The sequence below is a fragment of the Flavobacterium sp. PL02 genome (assembly GCF_035013205.1).
Lineage (GTDB): Bacteria > Bacteroidota > Bacteroidia > Flavobacteriales > Flavobacteriaceae > Flavobacterium.
Genome location: NZ_JAYGJP010000001.1, coordinates 447,954 through 466,377 on the forward strand (window position 1 = coordinate 447,954; position 18,424 = coordinate 466,377).

Here is an 18,424-nt window from a genome sequence, read left to right on the forward strand (position 1 = left end):
AGTATTTTAAAGATAAAATTAGGGATAATGCTATTTATCTACTAATTTACTGAGTTGATACGTGGTAGTGTTAAAGAAATATTAAAAAAAAAGTTTTCAAGAGCTTGGTTTCACTTGTTATTTTAAGAAATTATTATGATGTTTGCGGCATACTAATTCAAAATTTAAAAAATGAAACTAAAGTTTAACGGATTCTTAGTGCTACTGGTAGTACTTATGACGCAACTCACCATTGCGCAAGAAAGAACTGTTTCTGGAATTGTTTCCGATAATGCAGGAATGCCTTTGCCAGGTGTAAGTGTATTAGTTAAAGGAACACAATCGGGAACTCAAACTGATTTTGATGGAAAATATTCTATCAAAGCAACTCCAAGCCAAGTCTTGGTATTTAGTTATATTGGGATGAAATCTCAAGAAATTACAGCTAGTTCAGCTACAGTAAATGCTAAGTTAGCAAGTTCATCAGTTGAACTTGAGGGCGTTGTAGTAACTGCATTAGGGATTAAAAGAGAGAAAAAATCTTTAGGTTATGCTTCACAAGAGATTAAAGGTGCTGATTTAAATTCAGGTGCTGCAAGTGGAAACTTTCTTAATGAACTTTCTGGTAAGGCAGCTGGTGTAAACATCAGAAAAAATACCAACTTTGGAGGTTCTACAAATGTAGTATCCAGAGGGGTTAAAAACCTTACAGGAGATAATCAAATGCTTATCGTTATTGATGGTATGCCAATTAATAATGCTAACACTAACTCAAGTGTAGGTAAACAAACAGAAGGTGCTCGTAATACATATGATTACGGAAATGCAGCGATGGATATTAACCCAGATGATATTGAGACTTTAAATATCCTGAAAGGTGCTGCAGCTGCTGCATTATACGGATGGCAAGCTGGAAATGGGGTAATCATGATTACGACCAAAAAAGGAAAAGCAAAAAAAGGAATGGGAGTAACCATTTCAAGTGAATTCACCGTAGGTACAGTTGATAAAAAAACTTTCCCTGTTTACCAAAATAAATACGGACAAGGTTATGGACCAACCTACGATGCTGCAGGAAATCCTAAAGGAATTCCAGTAGGGCCAACAGGAGCATTTTTTACTATAGATAGTAATGGAAATCAAGTTGCTACTACAACTGATGATGCTTCTTACGGTGTTGCTTTTGACCCAAATCTTTCTGTTTATCAGTGGGATGCTTATTCTATATACTCTCCAAATTATGGAAAGAAAACAACATGGAAAGCTGCTGATAATGGACCAATTACATTTTTTCAATCAGCTACAACATTCAATAATTCTATCTCTATAGAGGATGGTACGGAGAAAACTAATTATGTTTTAAACTACAATAACTATAAAGAAAATGGGATTTTACCAAATAGTGAATTGAAGAAAAACAATGTAAGTATTAAAATTAACCATAAGTTCACAGATAGATTATCTGCTAATGTATTTGCTAATTATATGGCACAAACTACAGTTGGTAGAAATACAACTGGATATGGAGGAGATAACATTATGGGATCATTCCGTCAGTGGTGGGCTACCAATGTTGATATAAAAGCTCAAAAGGAAGTTTATGAAAATTCAGGAGGACAAAATATATCTTGGAATATGGCTGATCCTGCTAACGGTAACACTAGTGCTAAGTATGCAGATAATCCTTATTTTACAAGATATAAAAATTACCAATCTGATGAGAGAAATCGCTTCTTAGGATATGTTCAATTAGATTACAAAATAGCCGATTGGTTATCAGCAACAGGAAAAGTGAGTACAGATAGCTATTCTGAATTACGTGAAGAAAGAAAAGCAGTTGGTTCTCTAAATGCTACATTTGGAATAAACAGATTAGCTGTAGGTTCAGGATATCAAAAATATGCAGGTATGTTTTCTGAGCAAAATTACCAACTTACTTTAAATTTTAATAAAAAACTTACAGAAGACATTTCATTAAATGGTTTAGCAGGACTTAACTCTTTAAGAACAAGACGTACTTCTACACTTGCTTCTACAGATGGAGGTCTTATTATTCCGGGAATTTATGCCTTATCAAACTCAGTAAATCCTTCTCCATATCCAGTAGAAGCAGAAGACAATTCAGGAGTTAATAGTGCTTATGCTTCTGTTTCTTTAGGTTATAAAGACTTTTTATTCTTAGATGGAACGGTACGTAATGATGTATTCTCTACATTACCAAAAGGAAGTAACTCAGTAAATACATTCTCTACTTCTGCTAGTTATGTGTTTACTAAACATCTTAATGTACCATGGGTAAATTTTGGTAAATTAAGAGCTAGTTATGCTGAAAACCCTCAAGGAAATATCGATTTGTATTCTTTACAGAATATTTTTAGTAAAACGAACAATTTCGGTTCAAACCCATTATATTCTAGACCAAATATAAGTGCTAATCCAGATTTACATACTGTAAAAACCAAATCGGAAGAGATTGGTTTAGAGATGCAATTCTTTGATAGAAGAGCTGGATTTGAGGTGAGTGTTTATAAAAGTTTAAGTTCAGATCAAATCTTCCCTGTAGATTATTCTACTTCAACAGGATATTCTTCAAGATATGCAAATGCTGGATCTGTTGAGAATAAAGGTATTGAGGTACAGTTTAATTTAACTCCTGTAAAATTAAAAGATTTTCAATGGGATGTTTTTGTAAACTGGTCTAAAAATGAGAATACAGTTAAAGATTTAGCTCCAGGAATTGAAACATTAACATTAGGAACTTTTCAAGGTGGAGTTAGTATAATTGCAAAACCAGGTAACGCTTATGGTGATATCATTGGTAAAGATTATGTATATGCTGCCGATGGACAAAAAGTTACTAAAGGAGGTACTTATTTAATGACAGAGTCAGTTACTAATGTTATCGGAAATGTTACTCCAGACTGGATTGGTGGAATTCGTAATAAATTTACTTACAAGCAAGTTTCATTAGGTTTCTTAATTGACATGCAAAAAGGAGGAGATATTTTCTCTCTAGATCAATACTACGGACAAAACTCTGGTTTATATGAATCAACTGCAGGATTTAATGAGTTAGGAAATCCAGTAAGAAATACATTAGCTAATGGAGGTGGAGTTATACTTCCAGGAGTAAATGTAGATGGTACTCCTAATACAACTAGAACACCAGCTCCAGAAGTTGCAGGTGGTATTTATGGATATACTAAAAATCCACAGAAAGCTTTTGTATATGATGCTAGTTATATTAAATTAAGAGAAGTAACTCTTACATATAGTTTCCCATCAACATTGGTTTCTAAATTGAATTTAACTGATTTAAGACTTTCTTTAATAGGTTCTAACTTATGGATAATTCATAAAAATCTTCCAGATGCAGATCCAGAAAGTGGTCTTAGTTCAGGTAACTTATCTTCAGGTTACTCAGGAGGTTCACTACCTACAACAAGAAATATTGGTTGTAACCTAACATTAAAATTCTAAATCATGAAAAAAATACTTCTATTAATATCTTTTGTTAGTATCACTATCTCATGTAGTACTGATATTACAGATATGAACGTTGATCCTAAAAGACCAACTAACACTAAACCAGAATATATGTTTACTAATGCTCAAAAGGGATTAGTAGATCAAATGTCGAGTACGAGTGTAAATTTAAACGTTTTTAGATTGTTTTCTCAGCAATGGGCTGAAACTACTTACCCTAACGAAAGTCAATATGATCTTTCGGCTAGAAAAATTCCAGATAATCATTTTCGTGTTTTGTACAGAGATGTATTAGCTGATTTTTATGATGCTAAAGGGATGATTAAAGGGCAGATTACTGAAACAGAAGAAGCTGCTATTATTAAACAAAATAAATTAGCACTTATTGATATTTTAGAAGCTTATACATATAGTATTTTGGTAGATACTTTTGGTAATGTTCCTTACTCTCAAGTTGGAGATATCGTAACGTATCCTTTACCAGCTTATGATGATGCAAAAACAATTTACAAAGACCTTGTAGCAAGATTGACTGCAGATGTACTAGTGTTGAAAAAGAATGCTGCAACTCCTAATTTTGGTAGTGCCGATATTATTTATGCAGGAGATGCAGCTAGTAATGGGAAATGGGTGAAATTTGCAAATTCATTAATTGTAAAATTAGCAGTGAATATTTCAGATGTAGAACCAGCTTATGCTACTACTCAGATTCAGGCAGCTCTTGTTTCAGGTGTAATGACTGAAAATAAGGATAATACTAAATTAGTGTATTTGTCTACGTCAGGTAATCAAAACCCTTTATATGCAGATTTAGTTGTAAGTAAAAGAGATGATTTTATTCCAGCTGAAACTTTTGTAGCAGCAATGGATGCTGTAGTTCCTGGTGGAGATCCAAGGATGACGAAATATTTTGTTAATGCTACAAAACCAGTTCCGGTTATTCCTCCGGGAAGAACATTTGTAGGAGGTACTTATGGTGAGGCTAACGTTTTTGCAACGTATTCGCACATAACTGCTACATTAAATAATCCAGCATATCCAGGTACTATATTTGATTATTCTGAATTACAATTCTTATTAGCAGAAGCAGCTGAGAAAAACTTAATTCCAGGTGGTTCGGCTCAAGCCAAAGTTCACTATGAGGCAGGAATAACGGCTTCAATGACAGATTGGGGAGTACCAGCAGCTAGTATTACAACTTATTTAAGTCAACCTAAAGTAAGTTATACAAATCCATTAAGTGGAGCAACTTGGCAAGAGAAAATTGGGATGCAAGCTTGGTTTGCTCTTTATAACAGAGGTTTTGAAGCATGGACTTCATACAGAAGGTTAGATTTTCCAAAATTAAAATCACCTACTACTGCTATAAATAAAAATATATTGACTGTTCCAGTAAGATATACATATCCAGGAGTTGAGCAATCAGTAAATGGTACAAATTATACTAAAGCTGCCAGTGATATTGGTGGTGATTTAATGAATACTAAAATATTCTGGGATAAATTCTAGTCTTGATTATAATAGATCAAGGATAGATTTAGTAGAATAAACAATAAATATTTTGAGTTTTTAGAGCCCCGATTGCAATTTTGTAATCGGGGTTCTTGCATAAAATAGGATTCATTGCGTTTTTATATTAATCTATTGTGTTTTTTTATTTATACGTTTTTATAATTTACCTTTGCCACACTAAAATAGTCAAAAATAATATCTATATATAACCCTTTCAAATGAGAATTCTCTTTTTAATTTATCTTTTAGTACTACCCACACTATTGTTTTCTCAGGTAAAACCATTAGACATGAATGGAGAACATCGTGGTCTTAATGATACTATAAAAGCCAAAAAGAAAGTTGCAAGAATAGATCAATACCGGTATATAACACTGGAACGTGATACAACTTACGTAGATACATCGCTTACAATTCAAAATGAATACAATCATAATTATTTACGAAAGGATAATTTTGGACTTTTGCCATTTTCTAATATCGGGCAAACATACAATACATTACAATATAGCTTAACCAGCTTTACTCCTTATCCAGAAATGGGGTTCAAAGCCAAACATTTTAACTTTCTAGAAGCGAATGATGTTAAGTACTACTCGGTTGCAACGCCATTAACCGAATTGTATTTTAAATCTACGATTAATAAAGGGCAGACATTAGATTCTTTTATAACCTTGAATCTATCAGAACGATTTAATGTGTCCGCAGAATATAAGGGATTAAGGTCTGAGGGTAATTATATCAATCAACTGTCGAGTACAGGGAATTTTAAATTTACAACAAGTTATAGCACAAAAAAAGGACAGTATCATATTAATGCGCATTATACCTACCAAGATGTTTCGAATGAAGAAAATGGAGGGATAACAACGCCTGAGGATTTTGAAAGTGGTGATCCAGATTTTAAAAACCGACAAAGGCTGGAAGTCTATTTAACAGATGCAAAATCGTTTTTAAAAGGTAAGCGACTGTTTTTTGATCACGCATACAGAATAAATGAAACAGAAGGAAATAATAATTTGTATGTAACGCACCAGTTTAATTATGAAAATAAATTTTTCGAATACTATCAGCCAACAGTTTTATCAAGAGTAGGTAATGAAAATGTACTTCGATTTGGAAATTCGTATGTAACAAGTAATATCAATGATCAATCTCATTATAATAAAATGTATAATAAGGTAGGAGTTGCTTATGAAAATGTATTATTAGGGAAATTTCATTTTTTTGTAGATGATTTTAGAAGTAATTCATATTATGGAAGAGTTTTGCTTTTTGATGATGGAACAATTATCCCTAGTTCATTAAGTCAGGATATTAATAGTTTTGGAGGACAATATGAATATCAAAAAAATAAATGGAACGGAAGATTTTTATATTCAAGATCAATAACAAGTCAGTCGCTTTCGGATTTAGAAGCAAAGCTTAAATATGATTTTAGCGATAAGATTAAATTTTTATTTGAATATCAAAACATAAACAAACTACCTAATAATAACTATAATTTATACCAAAGTAGTTATGTAGAGTATAACTGGTCGAAAAATTTTAAAAACGAAAAAATTAATTCATTAAGTGCTAGCGCTATTACACCATGGGTTAATATGTCATTTCAATATTCAGTTTTGAATGACCATTTGTATTTTGAGGATCAATCAACAGCTGCCGAAGCTGCTTTAAAAACACAAATTATAAGACCAGCACAATATAGTAATACAATTAATTATCTAGAGGTAAAGGCAAGTAAAGAATTTAAATTTGGGCGATTTGCATTAGATAATACCGTTTTATACCAAAAAGTAGATCAAACAGATGCTATTTTGAATGTGCCAGAAATTGTTACAAGAAATACATTGTACTACACTAATTATTTCTTTAAGAAAGCACTTTACTTACAAACAGGAATTGTGTTTAATTATTTCACCAGCTATTATGGTAATGATTATAATCCTGTAATTGGTGAATTTTTTGTTCAAAATAAGAAAGAAATCGGAAATTATCCGAACTTTGACTTTTTTATAAACGCCAGAATTAGACAAACTCGAATCTTTTTAAAAGCAGAGCATTTTAATTCATCGTTTTCGAGTAGTAATTACTATTCCGCACCTAATAATCCATATCGTGATTTTGTTATCCGATTTGGTTTAGTTTGGAATTTCTTTCAATAAAATTAATTAATAATAATGGGAATCAGATCGTATAATTTCCAAACTTAATATAATGAATTACTCAAAAAATATTTTAGAAACAATTGGCAACACACCGTTAGTCAAACTAAATAAAACCGTAGCAGGAATTGATGCATTGGTTTTAGCAAAAGTAGAAACTTTTAACCCAGGAAATTCTGTTAAGGATAGAATGGCTGTAAAAATGGTTGAAGATGCCGAAGCAGATGGGCGCTTAAAGCCAGGAGGAACTATTATCGAAGGAACCTCAGGAAATACAGGAATGGGACTGGCTTTGGTTGCAATTATAAAAGGATACAAACTTATTTGTGTAATCTCGGATAAGCAATCAAAAGAAAAAATGGACATCTTGCGTGCAGTAGGCGCAAAAGTAGTAGTTTGTCCAACAGATGTAGAGCCAACAGATCCGCGTTCTTATTATTCTGTTTCAAAAAGATTAGCAGAAGAAACCCCAAATTCATGGTATGTAAATCAATATGATAACCCATCAAATGCATTGGCACATTATGAGCAAACAGGACCAGAAATTTGGGAACAAACTGATGGAAAAATAACTCATTTTGTGGTTGGAGTAGGAACAGGAGGAACAATTTCTGGAGTAGCAAAATACTTAAAAGAAAAGAACCCAAATATCAAAATTTGGGGGATAGATACTTATGGTTCAGTTTTTAAAAAATACCATGAAACAGGTATTTTTGATGAAAACGAAATTTATTCATACATCACCGAAGGAATTGGAGAAGATATTTTACCTAAAAATGTTGACTTCTCATTGATAGATGGATTTACAAAAGTAACCGATAAAGATGCAGCTGTTTACACAAGAAAAATTGCACTCGAAGAAGGAATTTTTGTAGGGAATTCAGCAGGAGCTTGTATAAAAGGATTGTTGCAGCTAAAAGAACATTTTACAAAAGACGATGTCGTTGTAGTGCTTTTTCATGACTCAGGAAGCCGTTATGTAGGTAAAATGTTTAATGATGATTGGATGCGTGAGCGTGGTTTTCTAGAAGAGAATGTTACAAAAGCTGAAGATGTTATAAAAGATCATTTAGACAAGCAATTAATAGTTGTACGTACCGAAGAATTGGTTTCGCACGCTATTGAAAGAATGCGTAAATATAAAATTTCGCAAATTCCTGTAGTAGATATTACTGGATTTGTAGGTTCGGTAGATGAGACAGACTTATTTAGAAGCTATGTAGCTGATAAAAATGTAGCCGAAAAACCGATTAAAGAAGTAATGGGAAAACCATTCCCTATTGTAAAACTAGGAACGCCGATAGAAGAAGTTTCGAAATTGTTTACAAAAGAAAATGATGCAGTTTTAGTAGATTTAGAAAACGGAAACCATCATATTATAACAAAATACGATATTATAGGTTCTATAAAATAGAACATAATTCAAAACAAATTAAAATGCCACAAATCTAGCGAGAAAGCTCGTTGAGTTTGTGGCATTTTTAGCTTATAAATTTAGTATAATGACTTTTACCGCCATAGATTTTGAAACAGCTACAGGGTATCATCCTTGTTCAGTAGGTATAGTTACTGTAGAGAATGGAGTTATTGTAGACGAGTTTGTTACTTTAATCAAGCCGCCTAATAACGAATATTCACCATTTACAATTAGAGTGCATGGTATTTATCCTAGAGATACAGTAAATGCAAAATCATTTGCTCAAGTATATCCGGAAATCAAGAAACGTTTAGAAAATAGAATCGTGGTTGCCCATAATGAAAGCTTTGATCGCAATGTTTTAGCAAAGTCTATGGAATTGTGCGGATTAAACTATGAAGATTTAAATATCGCTTCACGATGGGAATGCACAGTTAAAATATATAAAGCCAAAGGGCTAAAACCTGCTAAATTGAGCGATTGCTGTCGCGAAATGAAAATTCAGCTCAACCATCACGAAGCATTGTCAGATGCTCGGGCATGTGCTAAATTATATTTATTGAAGTAATTTTCTTTCATTTTTAGCTTTTTTTGAATTACATTAGTCAATCTTTAAATGGCTAAAAAAATGAAAGAAGATTTTTTGCATTATCTATGGAAGTATAAAAAGTTTGATACTTTAAATCTAAGAACGTATAATAATGAAGAACTTACCATTATTAATGTAGGACAGTATTTAGAATTGTCTGGCCCTGATTTTTTTAATGCTCAAGTCGTAATAGGAAATCAAAAATGGGCAGGAAATATCGAGATACACCTAAAATCCTCCGATTGGTATTTACATCATCATGAAAAAGATAAAGCATACGAAAATGTAATTCTTCATGTTGTTTGGGAGCATGACAGCGAAATTTTTAATAGAAACAATTCAGAAATACCAGTTTTGATTTTGAAAAATTATGTTTCAGATGAAATTATTAAAAATTATAAAACCCTAATCGCTCCTAAATCATGGATTTTTTGTGAAAAAGAAATCAAAGATATTGATGGTTTTTCATTTGTAAATTGGCAAGAACGTTTGTTTTTTGAAAGATTAGAGCGTAAATCACAGCCTATTTATGATCTGTTAGAATTAACAAATAATGATTGGGAAGCAGTAATGTTTTGCTTTTTAGCTAAAAACTTTGGCTTAAATATCAACGGAAATTCCTTTTTAGAGATAGCCCTATCTATTCCCTTTACAATAATCAGAAAAGAAAGCTTTGAAGTTGAAAATTTAGAAGCTTTGCTTTTTGGAAATGCAGGCTTATTAGATATTGAAAAAGAAGATAATTATTTTAAAGATTTAAAATTCAGATATTTTTATCTGTTACATAAATACCAACTGGAGAAAAATTACATAGAGCCTGTGCGGTTTTTTAAACTCAGACCAGATAATTTTCCAACGATTCGCCTTTCGCAATTAGCTAATTTATATCATAAACATCAGAATTTATTTTCTAAGATTATTACTTTAAAATCGGTTAAAGAAATTTATGATTTACTATTAGTTTCCGTTGCACCATATTGGCAAAACCACTATCAGTTTGATAAAATAAGTCCTGTAAAGACGAAGAAAACGGCACAAACATTTGTCGATTTACTTATCGTAAATACAATTATTCCGATGCAATTTGCTTATGCTAAAAAGCAAGGAGAGGCTGTTTCAGAAGACTTAATTGCACTTTTAAACGAAATCAAACCAGAAAAAAACACTGTTATAGATAAGTTTAAATTGTTTAAAATTAATGCTCAAAATGCTTTTGAAACTCAATCATTATTACAACTAAAAAATGAATACTGTAATAAAAGCAGATGTCTTGATTGTGTAGTAGGTATGGAGTTGCTAAAGGGGAATTAGAAAGTTAAGGAATGAGATAATTGTAAAAGTAGGTAATTGTTTTTATTTTGTACTTTTGCAAATCAATTATCAAATATATGTCAGCAATTATTAAGCTTAAATTCTTTTTTGAAAAATATGGCTTTCATGTTTCTTCCAGGCTAGCCGATAAATTAGGAATGCGAGTTACAAGTGTTCGTTTATTTTTTATATACATATCCTTTGTTACTGCTGGATTGTGGTTTGGAGTATATTTAACACTAGCATTCTGGATTAGATTAAAAGATTTAGTTCGTGCTAAAAGAACTTCTGTTTTTGATTTGTAAATTCATTTTATTCCATAAAAAAAGGGATTATAAAGTAATAACTACTTTATAATCCCTTTTTTGTATTGAGAGATATATTATTTATCAGGATTGTTTAATTTACTGTTTTTCTTACCGTAAGTAAAGTAAATAACAACACCTAGAGCCATCCAAATTACAAGTCTTACCCAGCTTTCGTTTGGTAAAGAATACATTAATGCCAAACAAATTACAATACCCGCAATCGGTACAAAAGGAACCAATGGAGTTCTGAAAGATCTTGGAGCATCAGGCATTTTTTTACGCATAACCATAACACCGATACATACTAATACAAAAGCTAATAAAGTACCAATACTCACCATATGACCTAAATCACTTACAGGAACGAAACCAGCAAATAAACTTACAAATACTAAAAAGAAAAGATTAGTTTTCCAAGGAGTACGGAATTTAGAGTGAATTTCGCTAAAGAACTTAGGTAATAAACCATCTTTACTCATAGTATAAAACACACGGCTTTGTCCCATTAACATTACCAATATTACCGAAGTATATCCAGCTAAAATCGCGATAATTAAACCAGTTTGTAAAAAGGTATAACCTGTTTTTGCAAATGCAGTTGCAGCAGGTTTAGCATCACCAGCAAACTCATAATAAGGTACAAGACCAGTCATTACGTGAGCAAATAAAACATATAATACGGTACAGATTACCAAAGATCCTAAAATACCAATAGGCATTCCTTTCTGAGGATTTTTAGCTTCTTGAGCAGCAGTAGATACAGCATCAAAACCAATAAAAGCAAAAAATACAGTTCCAGCTCCAGCAGCAATACCAGACCATCCAAACTCACCAAAAACACCAGTATTTTTAGGAATATAAGGAGTGTAGTTTGCAGTATCAATATAGCTCCATCCTAATACGATGAAAACAATTACCACAGCAACTTTTAAAATAACTAAGAAATTGTTTATAGAAGCAGATTCTTTAGTACCTCTTATTAATAATAATGAAAGTAATGAAACTATAATAACGGCAGGAAGGTTAATTATTCCGCCTTCTATAACAGTTCCGTCACTTAGTTTTAATGTTTCCCAGGGTGAACAAATGAAATTATGTGGAAGATGAATATTATATTTATTAAGTAATTCGAGTAAATAACGCGACCAACTTACACCGACCGTTGCGGCTCCTAATGCATATTCTAAAACTAAATCCCAACCTATAATCCATGCCATAAATTCACCCATAGTTGCATAAGAGTAAGTATAAGCGCTACCTGCAACAGGTATCATCGAAGCAAATTCTGCGTAACAAAGACCTGCAAAAGCACAACCTATAGCGGCTAGAATAAAGGATAATGTAACTGCTGGTCCAGCGTGTTCAGCTGCAGCAATTCCAGTTAATGAAAATAATCCGGCTCCAATAATTGCACCTACTCCTAGCGCCACTAATGACCCTGAAGATAAGGTTCTTTTTAAGCCTTTTTCAGATTCGGAAGCTTCATTAAGCAATACCGAAAGTGGTTTAGTTTTCCAAATTGACATATATTATTTTGGTTAATTGTTATTAAGCTCCAAATGTATTCTTTTTTATAAAAAATAAAAACAATTAGTGCATTTTAAGTTATAAAATAATTAAAACTCTGCGAAATTGTTTGTTAATCGGATATTTTGCTTTGCAAGATATTTAAATTGTTTTGTATTTGGTGATAAAATTTTAAATATTTTCCTACGAAAATAAAGTTTTTTGATATAACTTACAGCCTCAAGTTAAATTAAGCTTTAATCAAAAATGAATTCTAGAAAAATTGCTCCTTACTTTAAGTTTAGTCGAGAACAACGAATCGGTATTTTTTTTCTATTTGCAATCATCATCATTTTGCAGTTAGTTTACTTTTTTGCAGATTTTAGCTCCCCATCACAGTTTTTTCCCGAAAAAGAAAAATGGATGTCTTTACAAAGCCAAATTGATTCAATCAAAACTGCAGATAATAATAGAGAAGAAAAAGTTTATTTATTCAATCCTAATTTTATTACAGATTACAAAGGATATAAACTAGGTATGTCAGTAGAAGAAATAGATAGATTATTAGCTTTTCGTAAAGAGAATAAATATGTTAATTCTCCCAAGGAGTTTCAGGATGTAACAAAAATTTCAGATTCATTATTAAATGTAATGACTCCGTATTTTAAATTTCCAGATTGGGTAAACAATAAGAAAGAAACAAAAGAATATAAAAATTACCCAAATCAGAAGATATTCCCTAAAAAAGAAAAAATTATTCAGGTAGATATTAATAGTGCTACTCAAGAAGATTTGACTAAAGTTTCAGGAATTGGAGAAGTTCTTTCTTTGCGAATTTTAAAACAGAAAGAAAGTTATGGTTATTTTGTCTCTATGGAACAGCTTGATGATATTTGGGGACTTTCGCCAGAAGTTATTTCAAATTTAAATAGTCATTTTAAAATTTCAGAACTCACTAATTTCAAGAAAATAGCCATAAATGATGCGTCTTTAAAAGAGCTGGCGCTCTTTCCTTATTTCCGATATGCGCTGGCAAAACAAATCGTCACCTATCGAAGTATGAACGGAAATATAAAGAATATTGAGGATTTGATAAAAATTAAGGGCTTTCCTGTTGAAAAAGCAAAAATAATTGGTTTATATTTGGAGTTCTAAAAATATACTAATGAATTTTGATTATAACGAAACGCAGTCTATGATTGCTCAGTCCATAAAAGAATTTGCTGAAAAAAACATCCGTCCATATATAATGGAGTGGGATGAAGCGCAAACATTTCCAATCTCCCTATTCAAAAAATTAGGAGCAATGGGTTTTATGGGAGTTCTGGTTCCAGAAGAATATGGAGGGTCAGGATTAGGTTATCATGAATATATAACCATTATTGAAGAAATTTCAAAAGTTGATCCATCTATAGGATTATCGGTTGCTGCTCATAATTCATTATGTACAAATCATATCTTGACATTTGGTAATGAAGAACAAAAGAAAAAATGGCTTCCTAAATTAGCCACAGCAGAACATATTGGTGCTTGGGGGTTAACAGAGCACAATACAGGTTCAGATGCTGGAGGAATGAACACGACAGCGGTAAAAGATGGAGATCATTGGGTAGTAAATGGAGCGAAGAACTTCATTACCCATGGTAAATCAGGAGATATTGCAGTAGTAATTGTACGTACAGGTGAAAAAGGAGATTCTCGCGGAATGACAGCTTTTGTATTCGAGAAAGGAATGCCAGGATTTACATCAGGAAAAAAAGAAAATAAATTAGGAATGCGTGCTAGTGAAACGGCAGAATTGGTTTTTGATAATTGCCGAATTCCAGACGCAAACCGTTTAGGAAATGTTGGAGAAGGATTTATACAATCTATGAAAATCCTTGACGGAGGACGAATCTCAATAGGAGCATTATCCCTAGGAATTGCAAAAGGGGCATATGAAGCAGCTTTAAAATATTCAAAAGAAAGATACCAGTTTGGGCAACCGATTAGCAGTTTTCAGGGAATTTCGTTTAAGTTGGCAGATATGGTAACCGAAATCGAAGCTTCAGAATTGTTATTGCACAAAGCAGCATTTTTAAAGCAACAACATAGACCAGTAACCACAATGGGAGCAATGGCTAAAATGTATGCTTCAGAGGTATGTGTGAAAGTGGCTAATGAAGCGGTTCAAATTCATGGAGGTTACGGATATACAAAAGATTTTCCAGTAGAGAAATTCTACAGAGATTCAAAGTTGTGTACTATCGGAGAAGGAACTACCGAAATTCAGAAATTAGTTATTTCAAGAAATATTCTAAAAGACTAATTATATAATATGGGCGTGCCCACAAAAAAAGAAGCCATTCACTTTACGTTGAGTGGCTTCTTTTTTTGAGGTCGGGCTTTCCGCTATAATCTTTTTTGTTCTAAAAGAAAGAACAAAAAAGGATTTCCGCTGCAATCCCTCACGCAACTCTCCATTGCGATTAAGATACGTAAAAAGAGATACGTAAAAAGAGATACGTAAAAAGAGATACGTAAAAAGAGATACGTGAAAAGAGATATGTGAAAAGAGATATGTGAAAAGGGATTCGTAAAATGTGAAAAGATTAAATTAAAGAATTGTATTGATGTTGTTACTCACGTCTTAATATGTTTCACGTTTTAGATTTTACATCTCGCTTCTCTCAATAAACATATTGTAAAAAAAATAATTCGTAATTTATAACTCGTAATTGGAAATAATGTTTACTTTTGCACACTTAACGAAAGGGGGTGTCAATATTATGTTAATTATACCAATTAAAGACGGAGAAAATATCGATAGAGCATTAAAGCGCTATAAAAGAAAATTTGATAAAACAGGAACTGTTCGTCAGTTAAGAGCACGTACTGCTTTTATTAAGCCATCTGTAAAAAATAGAATCAAAATTCAAAAAGCTGCTTACATTCAAAACATGAAAGACAACTTGGAGAGTTAGATAAAATCTGTATTCAAATAAATGCCGTTAGTCATCAAAATTTTATAACTTTGATGCTAACGGTTTTTTTTATTTTATGAAAACAAATAAACAAGCATTTCAGGAATATCTTCAGTTGGAGAAAAAATACTCTCCGCATACCCTGAATGCTTATATGAACGATATCGTTTCTTTTGAGTCGTTTAATAAGCTTCATTTTGAACAGGAAAATATTGATCAGGTAAATTATAGTCAGATTAGGTCTTGGATTGTTTCGCTTGTAGATAGTAATGTGTCTAATATTTCTGTTAATCGCAAAATGGCTTCTTTAAAAGCGTTTTATAAATTTCTTTTAAAAATCAAACAAATAGAAGTTAATCCAATGCTGAAACATAAAGCGTTGAAAACTCCTAAAACAATACAGATTCCTTTTTCTGAAAAAGAATTGATTGATTTGATGAGTCAAATGGGGAATTCTGTAGGTTTTGAAGAAGTGAGGAATAAATTGATAGTCGATTTGTTTTATACTACAGGTATACGTAGGGCAGAATTAATCGGGTTGCAGGTAAATAATGTCGATTCGTCGGCTTGTACTATTAAAGTGTTGGGTAAGCGTAATAAAGAGCGTGTTATTCCTGTTTTGCCTGTAATTACCGAACAGTTTTTGTTGTATGTAAAAGAGCGCGAAAGTGTTGAAAATATTATTGATAAAGATTATTTTTTTATTACTAAAAAAGGGTTAAAATTAAATGAAACCTTTGTGTATCGATTAATAAATTCATACTTTAGTAAAGTCTCCGAAAAAGTGAAAAAAAGTCCTCATGTTCTCCGCCATACATTTGCGACTCACTTATTAAATAACGGGGCCGATTTAAATTCAGTCAAGGAATTGTTAGGACATTCAAGTTTGGCATCTACACAAGTGTATACTCATAGCAGTTTAACTGCTCTTAAAAAAGTATATACCGATGCACATCCTAGGAATAAATAAGAATTCTGAAATGTTTAATTCTAAAATAATTATTATGAAGGTAGATGTTCATGCGGTTAACTTTACTGTTGACAGAAAATTAGTAGATTTCGTTCAAGAGAGAATGGATAAGTTAGAAAAGTATTACGACAGGGTAGTGTCGGCAGATGTTTTTTTAAAAGTTGAAAAAACCAGTGATAAAGAGAATAAAATTGCTGAGATAAAAATCAATGTTCCTGGTGATGATTTTTTGGTAAAAAAACAGTGTAAAACTTTTGAAGAGGCTGTTGAGCTTTCGGCGGAATCACTTGAACGATTGTTAGTAAAAAGGAAAGAAAAGGTAAGAACACATATTTAATGTAAATTTTTTTCAAAAAAAGTTTTGATACAAAGATAAAATAGCTACATTTGCAGTCCGTTAGAAATAGCGGACTTTTTTATTGAAATTGCCAGCGTAGCTCAGTTGGCTAGAGCAGCTGATTTGTAATCAGCAGGTCGTGGGTTCGAGTCCCTCCGCCGGCTCAAAATGTTTCAAATGCGATTTGAAATAGGTCATGCAAATATTGATAAAAAAATGGGGAGATACTCAAGCGGCCAACGAGGGCAGACTGTAAATCTGCTGTGTGAACTTCGCAGGTTCGAATCCTGCTCTCCCCACAATTTTGATTTCAGATTAATGATTTCAGAATTTAGATTTCTGAAAGAGAAAATGAATTTGATTCAGTTTTTGTTTTTAATCTAAAATCAAGAGTCTAAAATTAAAAATTGAAACTCTGCCGGTGTAGCTCAGGGGTAGAGTGCTTCCTTGGTAAGGAAGAGGTCTCGGGTTCAATTCCCGACATTGGCTCAAGTAAGTAGGAAATTGAAAATTAATATATAACTAAGATTAAAAATTAAGTAAAATGGCAAAGGAGAATTTTAATCGTTCCAAACCGCACTTAAACATAGGTACAATTGGACACGTGGATCACGGAAAAACTACATTAACTGCAGCAATCACTAAAGTATTGTCTGATGCAGGTTACTGTCAAGCAAAATCGTTTGATCAAATCGACAACGCTCCAGAGGAGAAAGAAAGAGGTATTACAATTAATACATCACACGTTGAGTACGAAACTGCTAACCGTCACTACGCTCACGTTGACTGTCCTGGTCACGCGGATTACGTAAAGAACATGGTTACTGGAGCTGCTCAAATGGATGGTGCTATTCTTGTTGTTGCTGCTACAGATGGTCCAATGCCACAAACTCGTGAGCATATCTTATTAGGTCGTCAGGTTGGTATTCCAAGAATCGTTGTTTTCATGAACAAAGTGGATATGGTTGATGATGCTGAGTTGTTAGAGCTAGTTGAAATGGAAATTAGAGATTTATTATCTTTCTACGAGTATGATGGAGATAATGGTCCTGTTGTTCAAGGTTCTGCTTTAGGAGGATTGAATAATGATCCTGCTTGGGTTCCTAAAATTCTTGAATTGATGGAAGCTGTTGATGCTTGGATCGAAGAGCCAATCAGAGACGTTGCAAAACCTTTCTTGATGCCAGTTGAAGATGTATTCTCTATTACAGGTCGTGGAACTGTTGCTACAGGTCGTATCGAAACTGGAGTTGCTAATACAGGAGATCCTGTTGAAATCATTGGTATGGGAGCTGAAAAATTAACTTCTACTATTACAGGAGTTGAGATGTTCCGTAAAATCCTTGATAGAGGTGAAGCTGGAGATAACGTAGGTATTCTTTTAAGAGGTATTCAAAAAGAAGACATCAAAAGAGGAATGGTTATTTGTAAGCCAGGTTCAGTTAAACCACACGCTAAATTTAAAGCTGAGGTTTATATCTTGAAAAAAGAAGAAGGTGGTCGTCACACACCATTCCACAATAACTACCGTCCACAATTTTATGTTCGTACAACAGATGTAACTGGAGTTATTATGTTGCCAACGGGTGTAGAGATGGTTATGCCAGGAGACAACTTAACTATTGATGTTACTTTGTTAAGCCCAATCGCATTAAACGTAGGTTTACGTTTTGCTATCCGTGAAGGTGGTAGAACTGTAGGTGCAGGTCAGGTAACTGAGATTGTAGAGTAATTCTATAAAACAAATATAAAACCAGTAGCGGCTTCGCTGCTACTGGTTTTTTTTAATAAACGGGCGTAGTTCAAGGGTAGAATAGCGGTCTCCAAAACCGTTGATGGGGGTTCGAATCCCTCCGCCCGTGCAATAATAAATATATC

14 protein-coding genes and 4 tRNA genes are annotated in these 18,424 nt (G+C 32.8%); 17 read left to right on the forward strand and 1 reads right to left on the reverse strand.

Annotation, left to right across the window (positions count from 1 at the left end):
* Positions 1-171 precede the first annotated feature (171 nt).
* From SHI72_RS01855 to SHI72_RS01885, 7 genes are all read left to right on the forward strand, one after another.
* Positions 172-3,459, forward strand: a complete 3,288-nt coding sequence (locus SHI72_RS01855) for a SusC/RagA family TonB-linked outer membrane protein (RefSeq protein WP_323488877.1) — start codon at positions 172-174, stop codon at positions 3,457-3,459.
* Positions 3,460-3,462: 3 nt separating this feature from the next.
* Complete coding sequence (locus SHI72_RS01860; protein ID WP_323488878.1) at positions 3,463-4,974, forward strand: SusD/RagB family nutrient-binding outer membrane lipoprotein; 1,512 nt, start codon at positions 3,463-3,465, stop codon at positions 4,972-4,974.
* A 221-nt stretch (positions 4,975-5,195) separates the two neighbouring features.
* Positions 5,196-7,145, forward strand: coding sequence for a putative porin (locus SHI72_RS01865; protein WP_039111392.1), 1,950 nt, complete (start codon positions 5,196-5,198; stop codon positions 7,143-7,145).
* Positions 7,146-7,197: 52 nt separating this feature from the next.
* Complete coding sequence (locus SHI72_RS01870; RefSeq protein WP_039111390.1) at positions 7,198-8,559, forward strand: pyridoxal-phosphate dependent enzyme; 1,362 nt, start codon at positions 7,198-7,200, stop codon at positions 8,557-8,559.
* Between the two features lie 88 nt (positions 8,560-8,647).
* Positions 8,648-9,130 carry a 3'-5' exonuclease gene (locus SHI72_RS01875; RefSeq protein WP_323488879.1) on the forward strand — a complete coding sequence of 161 codons (483 nt, stop codon included), beginning with the start codon at positions 8,648-8,650 and terminating at the stop codon, positions 9,128-9,130.
* Between the two features lie 60 nt (positions 9,131-9,190).
* Positions 9,191-10,462, forward strand: coding sequence for a DUF2851 family protein (locus SHI72_RS01880; protein WP_323488880.1), 1,272 nt, complete (start codon positions 9,191-9,193; stop codon positions 10,460-10,462).
* 77 nt (positions 10,463-10,539) lie between these two features.
* Positions 10,540-10,767: a hypothetical protein gene (locus SHI72_RS01885; protein ID WP_035619202.1), complete on the forward strand. Its 228-nt coding sequence runs from the start codon at positions 10,540-10,542 to the stop codon at positions 10,765-10,767.
* Positions 10,768-10,844: 77 nt separating this feature from the next.
* Here SHI72_RS01885 and SHI72_RS01890 read toward each other — a convergent pair whose 3' ends face one another.
* Positions 10,845-12,296: an amino acid permease gene (locus SHI72_RS01890; protein ID WP_323488881.1), complete on the reverse strand. Its 1,452-nt coding sequence runs from the start codon at positions 12,294-12,296 to the stop codon at positions 10,845-10,847.
* Between the two features lie 247 nt (positions 12,297-12,543).
* Here SHI72_RS01890 and SHI72_RS01895 point away from each other — a divergent pair, with 247 nt between their 5' ends.
* The 10 genes from SHI72_RS01895 to SHI72_RS01940 all read left to right on the forward strand — a co-directional run bounded on the left by SHI72_RS01895 (position 12,544) and on the right by SHI72_RS01940 (position 18,408).
* Positions 12,544-13,431, forward strand: coding sequence for a helix-hairpin-helix domain-containing protein (locus SHI72_RS01895; protein WP_323488882.1), 888 nt, complete (start codon positions 12,544-12,546; stop codon positions 13,429-13,431).
* A 10-nt stretch (positions 13,432-13,441) separates the two neighbouring features.
* Complete coding sequence (locus SHI72_RS01900; RefSeq protein WP_323488883.1) at positions 13,442-14,584, forward strand: acyl-CoA dehydrogenase family protein; 1,143 nt, start codon at positions 13,442-13,444, stop codon at positions 14,582-14,584.
* 460 nt (positions 14,585-15,044) lie between these two features.
* A complete protein-coding gene (gene rpsU / locus SHI72_RS01905) occupies positions 15,045-15,239 on the forward strand; it encodes a 30S ribosomal protein S21 (protein WP_039111382.1) in 195 nt (64 codons plus the stop codon).
* Positions 15,240-15,315: 76 nt separating this feature from the next.
* Positions 15,316-16,209 carry a tyrosine-type recombinase/integrase gene (locus SHI72_RS01910; protein WP_323488884.1) on the forward strand — a complete coding sequence of 298 codons (894 nt, stop codon included), beginning with the start codon at positions 15,316-15,318 and terminating at the stop codon, positions 16,207-16,209.
* 34 nt (positions 16,210-16,243) lie between these two features.
* Entirely contained in the window at positions 16,244-16,546 is a 303-nt protein-coding gene (hpf, locus tag SHI72_RS01915) for a ribosome hibernation-promoting factor, HPF/YfiA family (RefSeq protein WP_035619362.1), read from the forward strand.
* A 90-nt stretch (positions 16,547-16,636) separates the two neighbouring features.
* Positions 16,637-16,710 (forward strand) — tRNA-Thr (locus SHI72_RS01920).
* 54 nt (positions 16,711-16,764) lie between these two features.
* Positions 16,765-16,845: transfer RNA gene (locus SHI72_RS01925), tRNA-Tyr, on the forward strand.
* Between the two features lie 118 nt (positions 16,846-16,963).
* Positions 16,964-17,035: transfer RNA gene (locus SHI72_RS01930), tRNA-Thr, on the forward strand.
* 55 nt (positions 17,036-17,090) lie between these two features.
* Positions 17,091-18,278 (forward strand): elongation factor Tu, encoded by a 1,188-nt coding sequence (tuf, locus tag SHI72_RS01935; RefSeq protein ID WP_039111379.1) that lies wholly within the window; start codon positions 17,091-17,093, stop codon positions 18,276-18,278.
* Positions 18,279-18,337: 59 nt separating this feature from the next.
* Positions 18,338-18,408, forward strand: a tRNA-Trp gene (locus SHI72_RS01940).
* Positions 18,409-18,424 lie beyond the last annotated feature (16 nt).

What these genes read in the sequence shown, in the direction of transcription:
- SHI72_RS01900 (WP_323488883.1), top strand. Translation starts at nt 13,442, where the DNA reads ATGAATTTTGATTATAACGAAACGCAGTCTATGATTGCTCAGTCCATA.
- SHI72_RS01870 (WP_039111390.1), top strand. Translation starts at nt 7,198, where the DNA reads ATGAATTACTCAAAAAATATTTTAGAAACAATTGGCAACACACCGTTA.
- SHI72_RS01875 (WP_323488879.1), top strand. Translation starts at nt 8,648, where the DNA reads ATGACTTTTACCGCCATAGATTTTGAAACAGCTACAGGGTATCATCCT.
- SHI72_RS01865 (WP_039111392.1), top strand. Translation starts at nt 5,196, where the DNA reads ATGAGAATTCTCTTTTTAATTTATCTTTTAGTACTACCCACACTATTG.
- rpsU (WP_039111382.1), top strand. Translation starts at nt 15,045, where the DNA reads ATGTTAATTATACCAATTAAAGACGGAGAAAATATCGATAGAGCATTA.
- SHI72_RS01910 (WP_323488884.1), top strand. Translation starts at nt 15,316, where the DNA reads ATGAAAACAAATAAACAAGCATTTCAGGAATATCTTCAGTTGGAGAAA.
- SHI72_RS01885 (WP_035619202.1), top strand. Translation starts at nt 10,540, where the DNA reads ATGTCAGCAATTATTAAGCTTAAATTCTTTTTTGAAAAATATGGCTTT.
- SHI72_RS01855 (WP_323488877.1), top strand. Translation starts at nt 172, where the DNA reads ATGAAACTAAAGTTTAACGGATTCTTAGTGCTACTGGTAGTACTTATG.
- tuf (WP_039111379.1), top strand. Translation starts at nt 17,091, where the DNA reads ATGGCAAAGGAGAATTTTAATCGTTCCAAACCGCACTTAAACATAGGT.
- SHI72_RS01880 (WP_323488880.1), top strand. Translation starts at nt 9,191, where the DNA reads ATGAAAGAAGATTTTTTGCATTATCTATGGAAGTATAAAAAGTTTGAT.
- hpf (WP_035619362.1), top strand. Translation starts at nt 16,244, where the DNA reads ATGAAGGTAGATGTTCATGCGGTTAACTTTACTGTTGACAGAAAATTA.
- SHI72_RS01895 (WP_323488882.1), top strand. Translation starts at nt 12,544, where the DNA reads ATGAATTCTAGAAAAATTGCTCCTTACTTTAAGTTTAGTCGAGAACAA.
- SHI72_RS01860 (WP_323488878.1), top strand. Translation starts at nt 3,463, where the DNA reads ATGAAAAAAATACTTCTATTAATATCTTTTGTTAGTATCACTATCTCA.
- SHI72_RS01890 (WP_323488881.1), bottom strand. Translation starts at nt 12,296, where the DNA reads ATGTCAATTTGGAAAACTAAACCACTTTCGGTATTGCTTAATGAAGCT.